Annotated in this window: 9 protein-coding genes; 4 read left to right on the top strand and 5 right to left on the bottom strand. The window is 72.0% G+C overall.

Translation table 11 applies throughout. The features are described from left to right. Positions 1-471: 471 nt before the first annotated feature. Together ACTJJP_RS00625 and nudC are read right to left on the bottom strand one after the other, a co-directional pair. Positions 472-2,223 (bottom strand): ATP-dependent helicase, encoded by a 1,752-nt coding sequence (locus ACTJJP_RS00625; RefSeq protein ID WP_440773133.1) that lies wholly within the window; start codon positions 2,221-2,223, stop codon positions 472-474. Continuing rightward, a complete protein-coding gene (gene nudC / locus ACTJJP_RS00620) occupies positions 2,220-3,179 on the bottom strand; it encodes an NAD(+) diphosphatase (RefSeq protein WP_440773132.1) in 960 nt (319 codons plus the stop codon). Before nudC ends, ACTJJP_RS00625 begins: the two co-directional genes overlap by 4 nt. 108 nt (positions 3,180-3,287) lie before the next feature. On the opposite strand from nudC, the gene ACTJJP_RS00615 reads away from it, so the two are divergent. Continuing rightward, positions 3,288-4,712, top strand: a complete 1,425-nt coding sequence (locus ACTJJP_RS00615; RefSeq protein WP_440773131.1) for a phosphotransferase — start codon at positions 3,288-3,290, stop codon at positions 4,710-4,712. A gap of 345 nt (positions 4,713-5,057) precedes the next feature. Here the strand turns inward: ACTJJP_RS00615 and ACTJJP_RS00610 are convergent, their stop codons facing one another. Continuing rightward, positions 5,058-8,381: a UvrD-helicase domain-containing protein gene (locus ACTJJP_RS00610; RefSeq protein ID WP_440773130.1), complete on the bottom strand. Its 3,324-nt coding sequence runs from the start codon at positions 8,379-8,381 to the stop codon at positions 5,058-5,060. After that, positions 8,342-11,488, bottom strand: coding sequence for an ATP-dependent helicase (locus ACTJJP_RS00605; protein ID WP_440773129.1), 3,147 nt, complete (start codon positions 11,486-11,488; stop codon positions 8,342-8,344). The genes ACTJJP_RS00610 and ACTJJP_RS00605 overlap by 40 nt, the downstream gene beginning before the upstream one ends. A gap of 213 nt (positions 11,489-11,701) precedes the next feature. On the opposite strand from ACTJJP_RS00605, the gene ACTJJP_RS00600 reads away from it, so the two are divergent. Beyond that, positions 11,702-11,926: a DUF3107 domain-containing protein gene (locus ACTJJP_RS00600; protein WP_285137019.1), complete on the top strand. Its 225-nt coding sequence runs from the start codon at positions 11,702-11,704 to the stop codon at positions 11,924-11,926. A 10-nt stretch (positions 11,927-11,936) separates the two neighbouring features. Beyond that, positions 11,937-12,224, top strand: a complete 288-nt coding sequence (locus ACTJJP_RS00595; protein ID WP_440773128.1) for a hypothetical protein — start codon at positions 11,937-11,939, stop codon at positions 12,222-12,224. Positions 12,225-12,426: 202 nt separating this feature from the next. Here the strand turns inward: ACTJJP_RS00595 and ACTJJP_RS00590 are convergent, their stop codons facing one another. Beyond that, positions 12,427-13,143, bottom strand: coding sequence for a ferritin-like fold-containing protein (locus ACTJJP_RS00590; protein ID WP_440773127.1), 717 nt, complete (start codon positions 13,141-13,143; stop codon positions 12,427-12,429). 146 nt (positions 13,144-13,289) lie between these two features. On the opposite strand from ACTJJP_RS00590, the gene ACTJJP_RS00585 reads away from it, so the two are divergent. Continuing rightward, a complete protein-coding gene (locus tag ACTJJP_RS00585) occupies positions 13,290-14,741 on the top strand; it encodes a DEAD/DEAH box helicase (RefSeq protein WP_440773126.1) in 1,452 nt (483 codons plus the stop codon). Positions 14,742-14,812 lie beyond the last annotated feature (71 nt).

Below are 14,812 nucleotides of genomic sequence, written 5' to 3'. Positions count from 1 at the left end.
GCGACGGCGACGCCCTGCTCGACGCGGTGGCGCCGGCGATCGCGTCGAGCAGGCGACAGGCGCCGATCGCTCTGCAGGTCGTCGACGATCTGCCGGCGCGTGCCGTTCGGGCCGTCCTCGCTGCCCTCCCGGCGCGCACGAGCGTGACCCCCTGGGCCGGACCGGCAGGACACCGCGTGCCGACCGGCGCGCACGTGGTGCTTCTGGCCGCCCACCGCGTCGACCCGCGGCGCGCGGCCGTGCTGCTCAGCGACGACGTGACGCACATCCCCCTCACGCTCGACGCGGGCGGTGCGACCATCGGTCCCGTCGTCGTCCCCGGCCGAACCGCGTGCCTCGCCTGCCTCGACGCCACCCGACGCCGCGACGACGCGCAGTGGCCCATGATCGCCGCGCAGCTCCTGGGCCGCCCCCGCCCCGACGTCGACGTGGCTCTCGCCGCCGAAGCGGGACGCGCCGCCCGATTCCTGCTCAGGGGGCCGATCGCGTCGACGTCGAGGTCGCTGCGCCTGCGCGCCGATTCGTTCCGGCGGGCCTGGGAGATGCATCGGCCGAGCGAAGAGTGCCACTGCCGATCTCCTGAAGGAAGCGCGACGGAGAGCGTTCCCCGCGCCCTCGACCCCGCGCCCAGCTCACCGACAGCGTCCGCGCCGCTCGCGTGACGCCGACGTAGGCGAGGCGCCGCTCCTCATCGACCGCCTCGAACGTCTTCGCGTACGAAATGGGCAACAGCCCCTCGCTCACCCCCACGAGGTACACGTGATCCCACTCCAGACCTTTCGCCGCGTGGAGCGTGGCGAGCGTCACCGTGCGCGTCGTCGGCTCGTGCTGATCGCGCGCGCGTGCCTGCAGGTCGTCGGTGAACGCGCGCAGGTCGGTTCCCGCCGGCGCGTCCTCGGCCAGACGCAGCAGGGCCGCCCGCGCTTCCCACGCCTCGCGCAGCGCGCCGCCGGCCGCCGGCGGGTCGTCGGTGAGTCCGACGCTGCGCAGCACGTCGCGCACCGTGGCGAGGAAACCCGTCTCCATCGGGGCGACCGAGGCCGCCCGCAGGGCCATGAGCGCCTGGCGCACCTCCGGCAGATCGAAGAACTTGCGCCCGCCCAGCACCGATGCCGCCACGCCGACCCGCGACAACGCGGCGAGCAGCGCCGCCGACTGCGCATGGGCGCGGTACAGCACAGCGATGTCGTGCGGGTCGACTCCGCGTGTCAGGGAGTCGGCGATCGACCTCGCCACCGCGGTGGCCTCGTCCTCGTCGTCTTCGAATGCGCGCACGGTGGGCGTCGGGGTGTCCACGGCGCTGGCCGCGACGAGTTCGAGGGCGCCCGCTCGTCCGCGCATGAGCTCGTTGGCCACGGCGAGCACGGGGGCCGTGGAACGGTAGTTGCGCTCGAGTCGCACGACGCGCGCATCCTCGTGAGTGCGCCCGAAGTCCAGCAGGTACCGCGCGTCGGCGCCCGTGAACGAATAGACCGTCTGACTCGCGTCGCCCACGACGCACAGGTCGCGGCGATCCCCCAGCCACAGCTCCAACACGCGATTCTGCAGGGGCGAGACGTCCTGATACTCGTCCACGGTGAAGTGCCGGTACTGCTCTCGCACCGCGGCGGCGACGTGGGGCTCGGCCTCGATCATGCCGGCGCACGTGAGCAGCACGTCCTCGAAGTCCATCTGCCGCCGCTCGTCCTTGAGCTTCTCGTACGCGCGCTGAAGGGCGACGACCTGGTCGACGCCCAGACGGCCGACCCCCTCGGGCCGGTCTGCGGCGTACTGGTCAATGGAGCGCAGAGTGACCTTGCGCCACTCGATCGCGGCCGCGACGTCGCGCAGCGTGGCGGTGTCAGGCGAGAGCCCCACGCCGTCGGCCGCGTGCGCGAGCATGCGCACCTTGTTGTCGATGATCGAGGGCGCCTGATCGCCCGCGAGGGTGGGCCAGAAGAAGTTGACCTGCGCGAGGGCTGCGGCGTGGAAGGTCCGGGCCGATACGCCCGACACGCCGAGCGCACGCAGACGCCCCCGCATCTCACCCGCCGCCTTGGCGGTGAAGGTCACCGCCATCACCCGCTGAGGCGAGTACGCACCGGTATCGACGCCGTGCGCGATGCGCCGCGTGATGACCCGGGTTTTGCCGGTCCCGGCGCCGGCGAGCACGCATACCGGCCCCCGCAGGGCACGAGCGGCCTCGAGCTGGTTCTCATCGAGGTCGTCGAGTGGGCCGGTCACGCGATCCCCCGGTACCAGTCGTCGATGAGGCGTCTGGCGATGGACGCGGCGCCCGGCAGGGTCACGTCGGACTCGCCGCGCAGCGCCGCACCGATCTCGTCCCGGGTGAACCAGCGCACCTCGACGATCTCCCCGCCGTCGGGACGGGCGTCTGCGTCGTCGACGACCCGTGCGCGGAATCCGAGCATGAGCGAACGCGGGTACGGCCACGCCTGCGAATCCCGGTACGCGATGTCGCGCAGCCCGACACCGGCTTCTTCCCCCACCTCACGGGCGACGGCATCTTCGAGCGACTCCCCCGCCTCGGCGAACCCCGCGAAGCACGAGTACCTCTGGCCGCCCCACGCGGCGTTGGCCCCGAGCAGGATCCGGTCGTCGGATTCCGCCGACGTGAGGAGCACGATCACGGCCGGATCGGTGCGCGGGAAGTGCTCTCGACCGCACCCCGGGCAGTGTCGCGACCAACCGGCGTGGCGCACCTCGGTGAGGGTGCCGCACGCGGGGCAGAAGGGGGCGTCACGCAACCAGCCGGCCAGAGCCACGGCGGTGGTGAGCACCTCCGCCTCCCCGGCGGGCAGATCGCCCCCGGCTGCGCGCAAGGGCGCCCAGGAAGCGTCCGCGACGAGATCGTCGGGGGCGTCATCGGCGACGGTGGCGAGCACGATCGCCCGCCCGTCGCCGTCTCGGCCCAGGAAAGCCCACTCGTGGACGCCGGGCACCGATGTCCCGGAGCTCTCGCGGGAGGCCCCATGAAGCCGACCCACCTCCACGAGAGCGAGGTGGCCCCCGACGAGAGGAGCGGTATCGCGTCGCACGGCGAGCACACGAGTGCGGGGATCCTTCAGAAGGCGCGGCAGCAGATCGGCGTCGTCTCGCTCCTCTGCCGACCTGTCGATACGCACTTCCGGACCCTCGGCGGGATCCGCGGCGGACGGCGTGAACGCGGAGCGCGACATGAAGCACCTCTCGAACGAACGGACGGGGCGGGCGGTTCCGGCGCGAGCTCCCCCGCTCAAGGGCGTGGCGTGGACAGCGGGACGAGAGCCCCACCTACCCTGGGAGGCATGGCACGCTCGCCCCTCATTTTAGCTGCGTCGGCGACGACGGCTCTGCCCGGCACCGTGTTCACCAGCGCTCGGATCCTCACCGAGAACGCGGGCGGACGGTTCGACTCCGCTCTCGCGCGCACCGACGACGGCCGCGAGGTCGTCGTACGCATGCCGGCCGGCGAGGAGGGCGCCCACGACCTGGCCGCCGAGTCGCGAGCGCTGCACGCGCTGACCGCCGGCGTGCGCGCACTGTTGCCGTTCGCGGTTCCCGAGGTGCTCGGCGAGAGCGGATCGGGTGCGCAGCGCGTGCTCGTGGTCGACCGCATCGAGGGCTACCGCATCGATCCCGCGCAGCTGCCGAAGGGTCCGGGCTACGCACCCGCGATCGGCGGGGCGCTCGCGGCCGTCCATGCCCTCCCGGCATCCATCGTGCGCACGGACGGTCTCCCGGTCCGCACATCCGAGCAGGTCCGTGACGACATCCGACGCTTGCTCGATCGCGCCGACGCCACGGGACGCGTCAGCGACGACCTCATGCTGCGCTGGCGACGTGCCCTCGACGTCGACGAACTCTGGCGGTTCGAGTCCGCGGTCGTCCTGGGCGGCGCCACCAGCACGTCGATCGTCCTCGCCGACGACGACGACGGCGTACCGCACGTGGTCGGAGTCCTCGACTGGGCCGGCCTCAGCGTAGGCGACCCGGCCGTCGACCTGCGGTGGCTGGCATCCGCCCCCACCGCCGCCGACGACGTCCACGAGGGATACGCGGCGGCCGGCGACCGGTCCCCCGACCCTCTGCTGCGGGAGCGCGCCCGCCTGTACGCCGAACTGGAATTCGCCCGGTGGCTGGTCCACGGCCACGACGCCGGACAGGCCGACGTGGTCGACGACGCGGTGGCCCTGCTCGATGCCCTGGCCGAGGGGGTCCGCGGCGACCACATCGTGCCCGACACGCGCAGCGACATCGACGACGCGATGGCACTCGTCGAGAGCGCACCGCCCGTGTCGACGCCCGCGCGCGTCGACACGTCGATGCAGACCGACGCCTACGACCCCGAGGCCCTGTCGCTGTACCTCGCGGTGGAACGCGATCGCGCGGCCGCCGCCGATGCGCTCGCCGCAGCGATGGATGACAGCGTGAACCCGGATGCCGACACCGGCGCCATCCACGTCGACCGACTGCCCGCGCCCGACGGCGTCGACCATGACGCCACCGCTCCGGTCGACCTGGACGGCTGGGGTGACGACGCACCACCCGCAGACACCTCGGTAGCTCCGGACCGACGCGACGCGGCGACCCCTGCAACCGAGACCTCGGGCCAGGCGTCGTCTCGCTCCGACCACACGGCCGAGTCGTCGATCGTCGATGATGAAGAGGACGCCCTCCGCGCGAGCCGGGCCGCCCTGCGCCGGTGGGGGGTCTCGGGCGACCCCACCTGAGCCGCACACTCGAGCGGAACTTTTCAGCTGGATATCGGGCCGGTCTCGAGCGACCGCGGGCCAGCGCGCCGAGCTCTGACGTCGGGACACCCCGAACCGCTTGCGCGTTTCGCGACATCGCTCGATCAGAGCCGCTCCTCGCCCCGCCACGCACGGCACCCGGCCACAGCCGAAGTCGCTCGATCAGCCCGCGCAGCCTCGCGCCCGCCCCGCGCGGCCCCGCATCGCCGCGGCCCCGCAGCGCGCCTGACGCCCCGCCCCGGGCCCCGCAGCGCGCCCGACGCCCCGCCCCGGGCCTCGCGCCACTCCCCCTGCGCCGCACGATCCCCCACGCGCGGGCGCCACTCAGCCCCGAAGCACCAGTTCGTCGCCGACGTAGAACAACGTCACGTCGATCAGGTCGATGTCGATGCCGTGCTTGGCGTGATACGCCTCCCGATAGAGCTCGAGCTGCAGCATGCGCGCGCGACGATCCGCCTCGGTCGCGGGCGGCCGACCCGTCTTCCAGTCGACGATCTCGTAACGGTCGCCGCGGCGGTATACGGCATCCAGTTTGCAGATGACGACGTGCTCGCGACCGTCGAGTCGGGTGGTGACGAAGTCGATCTCCGTCTCGACCTCGAGGGGGCGGAGGTCCGCCCACTCCGACCGCTCGAAGCACTCGCGCAGCCGCTGCAGGTCCGCCGCATCAGCGGCGGAGGCACCGGTCTCGTCGTCGTCCCACAGGCCGTCGTCGTCCAATCCGATCCCCGCGCCGACGTGGCCCGACCGCTGTTCCACCCACGCGTGGAAGAGCGTGCCGAGGCGCGTCTGACGGTACGGGCGTTCGGGCATCGGTCGCCGGAGGTCGTCGACGGCGCGGCCGTAGTCCGCGACGAAGTCTTTGAACTTCGACGCCGGAATTCGCGTGGGGGCGGGCGCGTGCGACGGACGCAGGCGGTCGGCGCGCTCCGCGAGCAGCAGTTCGAGGTCGCTGTCGGGATGCGCGGGAGGATTGGCGCGCGCCGCGCTCGCTGCCGCCACAGCCGCCGTCACGGCGGTGCGGCGTGCGCCGAGAGGGTCGAGCGGCCAGTGCAGCAGCCGGCGCTCACCGTCGTACGGGTCGTCGCCCGACTCGCCGACCGCGAGGTCGATGCCCAGAGCGTCTGCGGCTTCTTGGAGGAAGACGCTCGGTCGCCGTGGGCGCTTGGTGCCCGACCAGCTCGACCCCGATAGCAGCAGGTGATCGCGCGCGCGGGTGAAGGCCACGTACGCCAGCCGCCGGTCTTCGTCGAGCTGACGGGCGCGATTGTCGGACACGAACGCCTCGATCGCGGCCTTCAAGTCTTGCTGCGTCTCAGCGCCGCGCCAGCCGAAGACGGGCAACCAGGCGGAATCGCCGCGGAACTCGGAGGGCAGGATGCCGAAGCCCAGCCACCCTTTCGTGTCGCGCGCGAGCGACGGCAGCTCGTCGGTCACCAATCGCACCACCGCCACGGCATCCCATTCGAGTCCTTTCGACCCGTGGATGGTCAGCAGTTGCACGACGTCGGCCTCGGGGGGCTCGGTGCGCGGGGCGAACTCGTCGGCCTGCTCGGCGTGGTCGAGCCACGCCAGGAGGCTCGCGACGGACCCCGATTCGTCGGCCGCCAGGAAGCCGCGGATCTCGTCGACGAACGCGCGCAGTTGAGCCGACGCGATGCGCGCGGGCCCACGCGATTCGTTCGCGGCGAGTTCGATGTCGAGCCGTAGTTCGGTCTCGATCAGCCGAATCAGCTCGGGGATCGGGGCGCCGGCATTGCGACGGAGCCCGGCGAACACGGCCCCCGCCTCGCGCAGACGCGCCCGCCCCTCGGACGTGATGTCGGTCAACCAGCCGTGACCGTCGCTCTGTCGCGTGACGAAGTCGAGGGCGTCGACGAGCGAAGCCCGGTCGGCGCCCGGCGTCGAACGCAGTCGGTCCACCACGTCGGCCGACAGCGGCTGGAGGGCGACGTCGTGGGTGGCGAGGCGCCGCGCCAGCTGGGCGAGCGCACGGAGGTCGGCGAGACCGACCGCCCATCGCGGTCCCGACAGCAGACGGATCAGTGCGGACCCCGCCTCGGGATCGCTGATGACGCGGAGCACCGACACGACGTCGACCACCTCGGGTGTCGTGAGAAGACCTCCCAACCCGAGGATGCGGTGAGGGATGCCGCGACGGCCCAGCGCGTCGCCGAAGCGCACCATGTGCTTCTTGCTGCGGAACAGCAGCGCCCCCGTCGTGGCGCGTCCCTCCGCGGCGCGAGCGGCACGAACGCCCACGAACCAGGACGCGACCCGGTCCGCCTCGGCATCCAGGTCGTTCTCGAACACCATGTCGACGACACCCTCCGGCGCGCCCGGCCGCGACCGCAGTTCTTCGACCGCGACGGGAGCTCTCGAGGCGAGAGGTGCCAGGACGGCATTGGCCGCGTCGAGCACCCGCGCGCTGTTGCGCCAGCTCGTCAGCAGCGAGAAGTGCTGGCATCCGCCCGCCGGTGCGAAGGCGACGGGGAAGCCGCCCAGATTGCCCGCGCTCGCACCTCTCCAGGCGTAGATGGCCTGATGCGGGTCGCCGACGGCCATGACCCCCGTCCCCCCGAACAGCGTCGCGAGCAGGTCGGTCTGCACGACCGAGGTGTCTTGATACTCGTCGAGCAGGACGACGCGATATCGCGCCCGGAGCTCCTCGACGACGGCCGGATGCTCCCGGGCGATGCGGAGCGCTCCGGCGACCTGATCGGCGAAGTCCATGACGCCGAGGCGCACCTTCTCGCGGCCGTACGAGGCGGCGAGCCCGGCCAGCAACGAGAGCGCCGACACCTTCGTCGCCGCATCCGCGACCTCTTTGTAGACGTCGACGCGGTTGGAGGTCGACGGGCGTTCGACGACGCGCCCGAACTCGTCGGGAAAGGCCGCGAGCCGCTCGAGGTCGACGAGGTTGTCGACGCCGTCGCGGGCGATCCGCAACGCCGCGTCGATGAGCGTGCGCGGCGACTCCTGCCGCTCCTCCAGTCGAGGGTCGTCGGAGGCGAACACCACCCGTCGCATGAGCAGCCACGCCGCGGATTCCGACAGCACCGCCGACTCGGCATCCCGACCGATCCTCAGCCCGTGCTCGCGCACGATCGAGTCGGCGAAACTGTTGTACGTCGACACCGTCGGGCGGTGCAAGAGGTGATCGGCGTCGGGCGCCGACGCCGCGGCGACACCGACCTCCGACGCGAGCGCGTCGAGCGCCTCCCGCCGCAGGGCGTCGCCGCGAGCGCCCTCCGTCTGGGCGAGCTCGCCGAACACCGACAGCCTGCCTGCCGCGTGCAGCGTCGGGAGGGCGGGCAGCAGGCCGCGCGACTCGAACTCCGCGAGGCGCTGCAGGCGCTTCTGGATGCGCTCCGCGAGCTCACCAGCGGCCTTTCGCGTGAAGGTCAAGCCGAGCACCTCGTCTCGACGCACGTGGGCATTGGCGACGAGCCAGACGACGCGGCCCGCCATGGTCTCGGTCTTGCCGCTGCCGGCACCGGCCACCACCAGCGCCGGGGCGAGGGGTGCCTCGATGACGGCCGTCTGCTCGGCGGTGGGCGGGAACTGCCCCAACGCGGCCGCGATGGTCGCGGCCGAGAGACCGCCGGTCACGAGGCGCTCACCGCCGAGACCGTGTGGATGCGACACAGCCCGTACGAGAACTCGTCGCGACAGTGCACCTCGTACGGGGCGGCGAAGCTCGTACCCCGCATGACGCCGACGGCGCGCTGGACGCGCGTCACGAACGCGTCCCGCTGGGCGTCGTCGAACGGCTGCTGCGTCGGCTCGGCGTACTCCTTCTTCGTCGCGCTGGGCCGCAGCACCAGGAGTTTCGCCCCACCCGACGGCAATCCCGCAACCTGCTCGATCGCTCCCGACGAGAAAGCGAGCTGGTAGGCGGCGAGTTGCGGATTGTCGGCGACTTTCTGGTCGCTCTGCGGTTCGTTCTTGCCGGTCTTGAGATCCACGATCACGACCTCGCCCGCGGGAGTGATCTCGACGCGGTCGATGTCGCCGCTGAGCACGGCGCCGTGCTCGCCGGTGTCAGCGAGCGGGATCGGCACCTCGAAGTGCCGTTCCGCACCCACCAGTCGTCCACCGGCGTCGTCGAAGCGCCGGAGATACGTCGCCAGTCGCCGCACGAGATCGCGCGCGCGGGTCCGCTCTGCCCGTTCTCTCCAGACGGCGTCGAACGCGAGTTCTCCCCAGCGTTCCTCGACGACCGCCCACAGGTCGTCTTCGGACGACGACGACGCCGTTTCGAGCGCCGCATGGATGATCGTGCCGATACCGGCGGTCGTCCCCCCGCGATCTCCGCCGAGGTCGGCGATCACCCAGTCGAGCTCGCACTCCTCGAGGGCGTGCAGGCGCGACGGCGAGACGCGCACATCTTCTCGGTCGAGGTCGCGTAGCGGCGCGGTGGAGGTCGGCGGCGCGACGCCGTACCACTCGTCGCATGCCGCTCCGGCGACATCGGCCGCGGCCAGCAACGCGAGTTGCCCGGCCGCGTGGGCGCGATCGACCGCGGGGACGCGGGGTGCGGTGAGCGAGCGCCGGTGCCGTGCGACGAGACCGCGCAGCGACAAGGGGTGTTCGGGAATGGATGCCGCGGGCTCGGGCGCGGGGAGCATCTCGAAGAGCACGCTGGGGCCGGTGTCGTCGTCATCGACCGCCGTGACGATGAGCATGCGCTCGGCACGGCTGAGCGCCCGCACGAACAGGCGCAGTTCGTCGTGCATGGCCGCCCGCCGTCGGTCGAGCATGCCCGCGGCCGGGAGGTCGGGGTTCTGCACCGCGTCGGACAGGCGCCAGGTCTCGAGGAGTCCCCCGCGCAGGCGCGTGTTGGGCCAGACGCCCTCTTGCACCCCGGCGATGATCACCGTGTCGAACGCCGTGCCCGCCGCGGCGGCCGGCGTCAGGATGCGCACCGCGTCGACGACGGCGGGCTGCTCGATGCGGTCCTCGGCCACGTCGCTGTCGAGCACCGCGCGGAGGAAGGTCGAGGCTTCGCCATCGGGTTCGCGCTCGGTGTAGCGCTTCGCCGCCTGAAAGAGGGCGACGATCGCGTCGAGGTCGCGATCGGCCTGCTCGGCGATGGGTCCGTGCCCCCGGGAGGCCTCTCGCCACGTGCGGGCCAGGGAACTGCGTTCCCACGCCGTCCACAGCATCTCGTGCGCGGTCGCACGCGATCGCGCCTGGGCTCCGAGGGCTGCGAGAGTCTCGCCGAGGCGAACCGCCCGCCGCGCCTCGCGCGTGTCGACGGCGGCGAGCTCGAGCGGGTAGCGCACTCCCGAGACGAGCAGATCGGTCGCCGATCGTACGCCGCCGTCCGTCACCTCGGCGTGCCGCAGGGCGGTGCGAAGCCGGCGCAGTTCGATCGGATCGAGGCCGCCGAACGTGCCGAGCAGCGCGTCGACGACGACCTCGGGCGACCACGCGTCGGGGTCGGTCATGCCCAGCTCGACGAGGCGTACGAGGTCGCGAACGGGCCGTTGCACCCCGAGCGCCAGGCCGGGTCCGCTCGCCCGGGCCGGAACCTCGCGCGCCGCCAGCTCGGACTCGAGGGTGCCCACCTGGCGCGAGTCATGCGCGATGACTGCGCACGAACCCCACGGCACGCCCTCCAGGACGTGCCGTTCCCGTAGCAGCCGCGAGATCGCGTCGGCCTCCTCCGCGGGCGAGCGGAGAAGATAGGTGCGCACCGACCCCTGAACCGGCGCGCCCTGCGGCGCACGGCGGTGCGCGACGACGCCGGCCGCGCCGATGCGCGACGACACCTGCCGCACGAGGTCGACCTGTTCGGGGGTTCCGCGATGCGGCGTTCCCAGTGCCGCCGTCGTGCCGAGCTCGCGAGCCAATCGGGCGAAGTTCTCCGGGGTCGCTCCACGGAATGCACCGGATGCCACGTCGGGGTCGCCGAAGGCGACGACGCCGATGCCGAGCGCACGACACGCTCCGAGCACATCGATGCCGCCGGGAGTGAGCTCCTGCGCGTCGTCCACGAGGATGCAGCGCAGAGCCGCGAACCGCCCCAGCGTCTCGCGATCGGCGCGGGCGTCGTCGAGAACCGCGACGGCCTCGCGGGCGAGGTCTGCGGCGTCGCGATGGGCCCCCCGCATCGACGCGCGGACGGCACGATACTCGTCGGAGAAGGACGCCAGCGAGGCCCACACGGGCACGTCGAGGTGAGCGGCCAGGTCGGCGAGGGCGATCGACGAGACTCCGAGGTCGGTGCACTCGGCGAGGAACGCGCGGACGTCGCCGCGGAATCCCCGGGTCGCCCTGATCGCCGGGCCGAGCCAGTCCGGCCACCGCGACACGCCGTCGATCTCGTCGAGAGCGTCTCCCTCGAGCAGGTCGCGGATGATCCGGTCTTCATCACCGCCCGTGAGCAGCTGCGGGGGTTCAGCGCCGCGGCGCACCTCGGCGCCGCGGACGAGCTGGAACGCGAACGACGCCACCGAGCGTGCGAGCGCACCCGATGTCGCGCGCCCCACCGCGAGCGCGAGCGGATCGCGCAACGCCGTCGCGGCCGGCCGCGTGGGCGTGAGTACGAGAAGGTGATCGGGATCGACCCCGGATGCCACGAGCTCGCGCACGCGGGCGAGCAGCGTCGTCGTCTTGCCCGAGCCCGGGGCGCCGACGACGACGCCGCTGGCCTCGGCCGCCCACGACGCCACCGCCCGCTGATCGGCGTCGAGACCGTCCCCGAGCAGGGAGGATACCTCGGGGGTCACGGCATCCGGAATCTGCATGCGTCCACGCTAAACCTCACCTCCGACATCGCTCCGGTGCGGGCCCGGGGCGCCGCGCGATGGCCAGGAGGGCGGCACCGTCACGCGCGCCTGCGCAGGCCGGCGTTCGCCGTCCGCGAAGCGCCGCCCCCACCGGGTCGTCGCCCCGCACGCCTGCCCTAGAGTCGAAGGACGCGCAGGGCCGACCGCGGCCCCGCGAGGAAAGGACGCATCGTGGAGATCCGCATCGGCATCACCAACACCGGCCGCGAACTCAACTTCGAGACCAACGAGAGCTCCGACGCCGTCAAGACCGCCGTCGCCACGGCCCTCGACTCCTCGGCCAGTCACGTCTCCTTCACGGATGTGAAGGGCAACTCCTACCTCGTCCCCACCGCCAATCTCGCTTTCGTCGAGCTCGGCACCGAAGAGTCGCGCCGCGTCGGCTTCGTCGCCTGAGCCCACGACCGTGCAGATCCTGCTCGGCTTGATCATCGGCGCCGTCATCGGGCTCGCCGCGCACTTCTCACTGCCACACCGTGCCCTGCGGGGGGCCTTCCTGGCGCCGCTCGCCGGTGCGGCGGCGGCGGCGGTCGTCTGGACGGCCGCGACCTGGATGGGGCTCGGCATCGACTCGCCGGTCCTGTGGCTCGTCGCCGTCGTCGCTCCGGCCGTGACCGCCTTCGTCCTCGTCCCCCTCGTCACGCGGGCGCGTCTCGCGCGCGACCATGCGGACCGCGCCCGGCTCGGCGTCTGAACCGAGGCATCCGTCCGCCTCGCGGTGAGCGCGTCCGGCGGTCGAGTCACGTCCTCCCGCCGCGCGCAGAGCCGGGTAAGACCGCTCGGCCCGTGGCCTCCGTCGGCCGGGCATGATGCGCGTCGTACCGCCCTGCCCAAGTCATCCCGTCGCGCGAGATGCCGCCTCAGACCACCCGGCCCGCACGCCCCGCCGAGCCGCCTCAGGCAGCCAGCCCCATGGCATCCATCCGCCGAGCGTGCGCGCCCATCAGTTCGCTGAAGACGGGCTCGACCTTCTCTTCTTCGGCGCGATCGAGGTGTCCGTGCCGAAGTGCCGCGCGGGCGACGAGCAACGTGTCACCAACCAGACGTCGGCCCCAGAGGGCCAGGAGCCAGCGCCACTCCTCGTCACTGTCGATGGTCGCCGCGAGGATGTCGACGATGGCCTGCCGGTCGTCATCGGCCTGCAGGATCCGGGCGACCCGGCGCCCCGTGTCTCCGTAGCTCGACGACAGGGCGAGGTAGAAGTCGTCCAGGAGCCCCGCGGTGATGTGCACCGTGAGCATCGTCTCCTGCGGGCGCACGCCGTGGGTGTTCCGGCGGAACGCGTCGAGCGACTCACGGAACGGCAGCATCAGGTGCGTGGGGTCGGTTCCGCGGTCGCGGATCAGCGCGACCAGTTCCTGATGCTTGATCAGGGCCGCACCGGCGGCGCGGGAGAGCGATTCCTTCTCCGCGAGCTCGGGAGTGAGGGCGATCAGCTCACTGAGCGTCTCGAAGAACCCCAGCTGCAGGTACGCGGCCTGCCCGAGGAAGGTCTCGACGTCGGGCGCGAGCTCGGCGAAGTCGACGCGCATCGCCTCGCCGAGATCACCGCGCGAACGCAGTTGAAGCGTGCGACCCACGGGGCGCTGACGACGACGTAACCACGCGAACACGTAGACAGCCTAGGCGTCGGGGGCTCCGGAGACACGCCGGGTAGAGTGGTCGGGTCCCGACAACGGATCGGGACCCTGCGCCTGTGGACGAGTGAGGGCGTGGATTCGACTCCCAGGCGGTCTCTCGCCGCCGGAACAGGCACCTCATGACGACATTCGCCGAGCTCGGCGTCGACCAGGACATCGTCGATGCCCTCGCGACGAAGGGCATCATCGATGCTTTCCCGATCCAGGAGCAGACGATCCCCCTCGGTCTCCCCGGACAGGACATCATCGGTCAGGCCAAGACGGGCACCGGAAAGACCTTCGGCTTCGGCATCCCCGTGGTGCAGCGCCTCGGCCCGAACCCCGAGCCGGGCGTCAAGGCGCTCATCGTGGTCCCCACGCGCGAGCTCGCCGTCCAGGTCTACGAAGACATGGACATGCTCACCAGCAACCGCCCCACCAGCGTCGTCGCGATCTACGGCGGCAAGGCGTACGAGGGCCAGATCGACCAGCTCAAAGCCGGTGCGCAGATCGTCGTCGGCACCCCCGGACGCCTCATCGACCTCGCCAACCAGCGCCTGCTCGACCTGTCGCACGCGACCGAGGTCGTGCTCGACGAGGCCGACAAGATGCTCGACCTCGGCTTCCTCGCCGACATCGAGAAGATCTTCTCCAAGGTCCCTCCCGTGCGGCACACGCAGTTGTTCTCGGCGACCATGCCCGGGCCCATCGTCGCCCTCGCGCGCCGGTTCATGTCGAACCCGATCCACATGCGGGCCAACGACCCCGACGAGGGTCTGACCCAGGCCAACATCAAGCACCTGGTCTACCGCGCGCACTCGCTCGACAAGGACGAGGTGATCGCCCGCATCCTGCAGTCCGACGGCCGCGAGAAGGCCGTCATCTTCACGCGCACCAAGCGCGCCGCCCAGAAGCTCGTCGACGAACTCGGCGACCGCGGCTTCAACGCCGCTGCCGTGCACGGCGACATGAGCCAGGAGGCGCGCGAGCGCTCCATGGCCGCATTCAAGGCCGGCAAGAAAGACGTGCTGATCGCCACCGACGTGGCCGCCCGCGGCATCGACGTCAACGACGTCACCCACGTCATCAACCACACCATCCCCGACGACGAGAAGACCTACCTGCACCGCGCCGGTCGTACCGGTCGCGCCGGCAAGACCGGCATCGCGGTGACGTTCGTCGACTGGGACGACCTGCACAAATGGGCCCTCATCAACCGCGCCCTCGAGTTCGGCCAGCCCGAACCCACCGAGACCTACTCGTCGAGCCCGCACCTCTACACCGACCTCGACATCCCGCAGGGCACGAAGGGCCGCCTCGTCACCGCTCCGAAGGCTGTCGCACCGAGGCCCGAGAGGAAGACCGAGGGGCCCGCGGATGCCGAGGGCGAGGGCGGTCCGCGTCGCCGCCGTCGCCGCGGCGGAGCGACCTCCACCGCCTCAGGTGAGGCGACTCCCCGCGACGAGGACGGCGCCGGCACGCACGACGGCGCCGGCAAAGAGCACCACGACGGCAACGCGGCCCCGCGCCGTCGCCGTCGCCGCCGCAGCGGCGGTGGCAGCTCCGGCACTCCGACAGCCCCCGTCGCCTGACGCACCGAACCTCGACACGGCGCTGATCCCCTCGGGGGTCGGCGCCGTGTCCGTTGCTCCGGCCGTGCGGC

This window comes from Microbacterium sp. 22296 (genome assembly GCF_052045385.1).
Classification (GTDB): domain Bacteria; phylum Actinomycetota; class Actinomycetes; order Actinomycetales; family Microbacteriaceae; genus Microbacterium.
The sequence above is the reverse complement of the archived record's forward strand: the minus strand, read 5'-3'. Positions and strand labels throughout refer to the sequence as shown.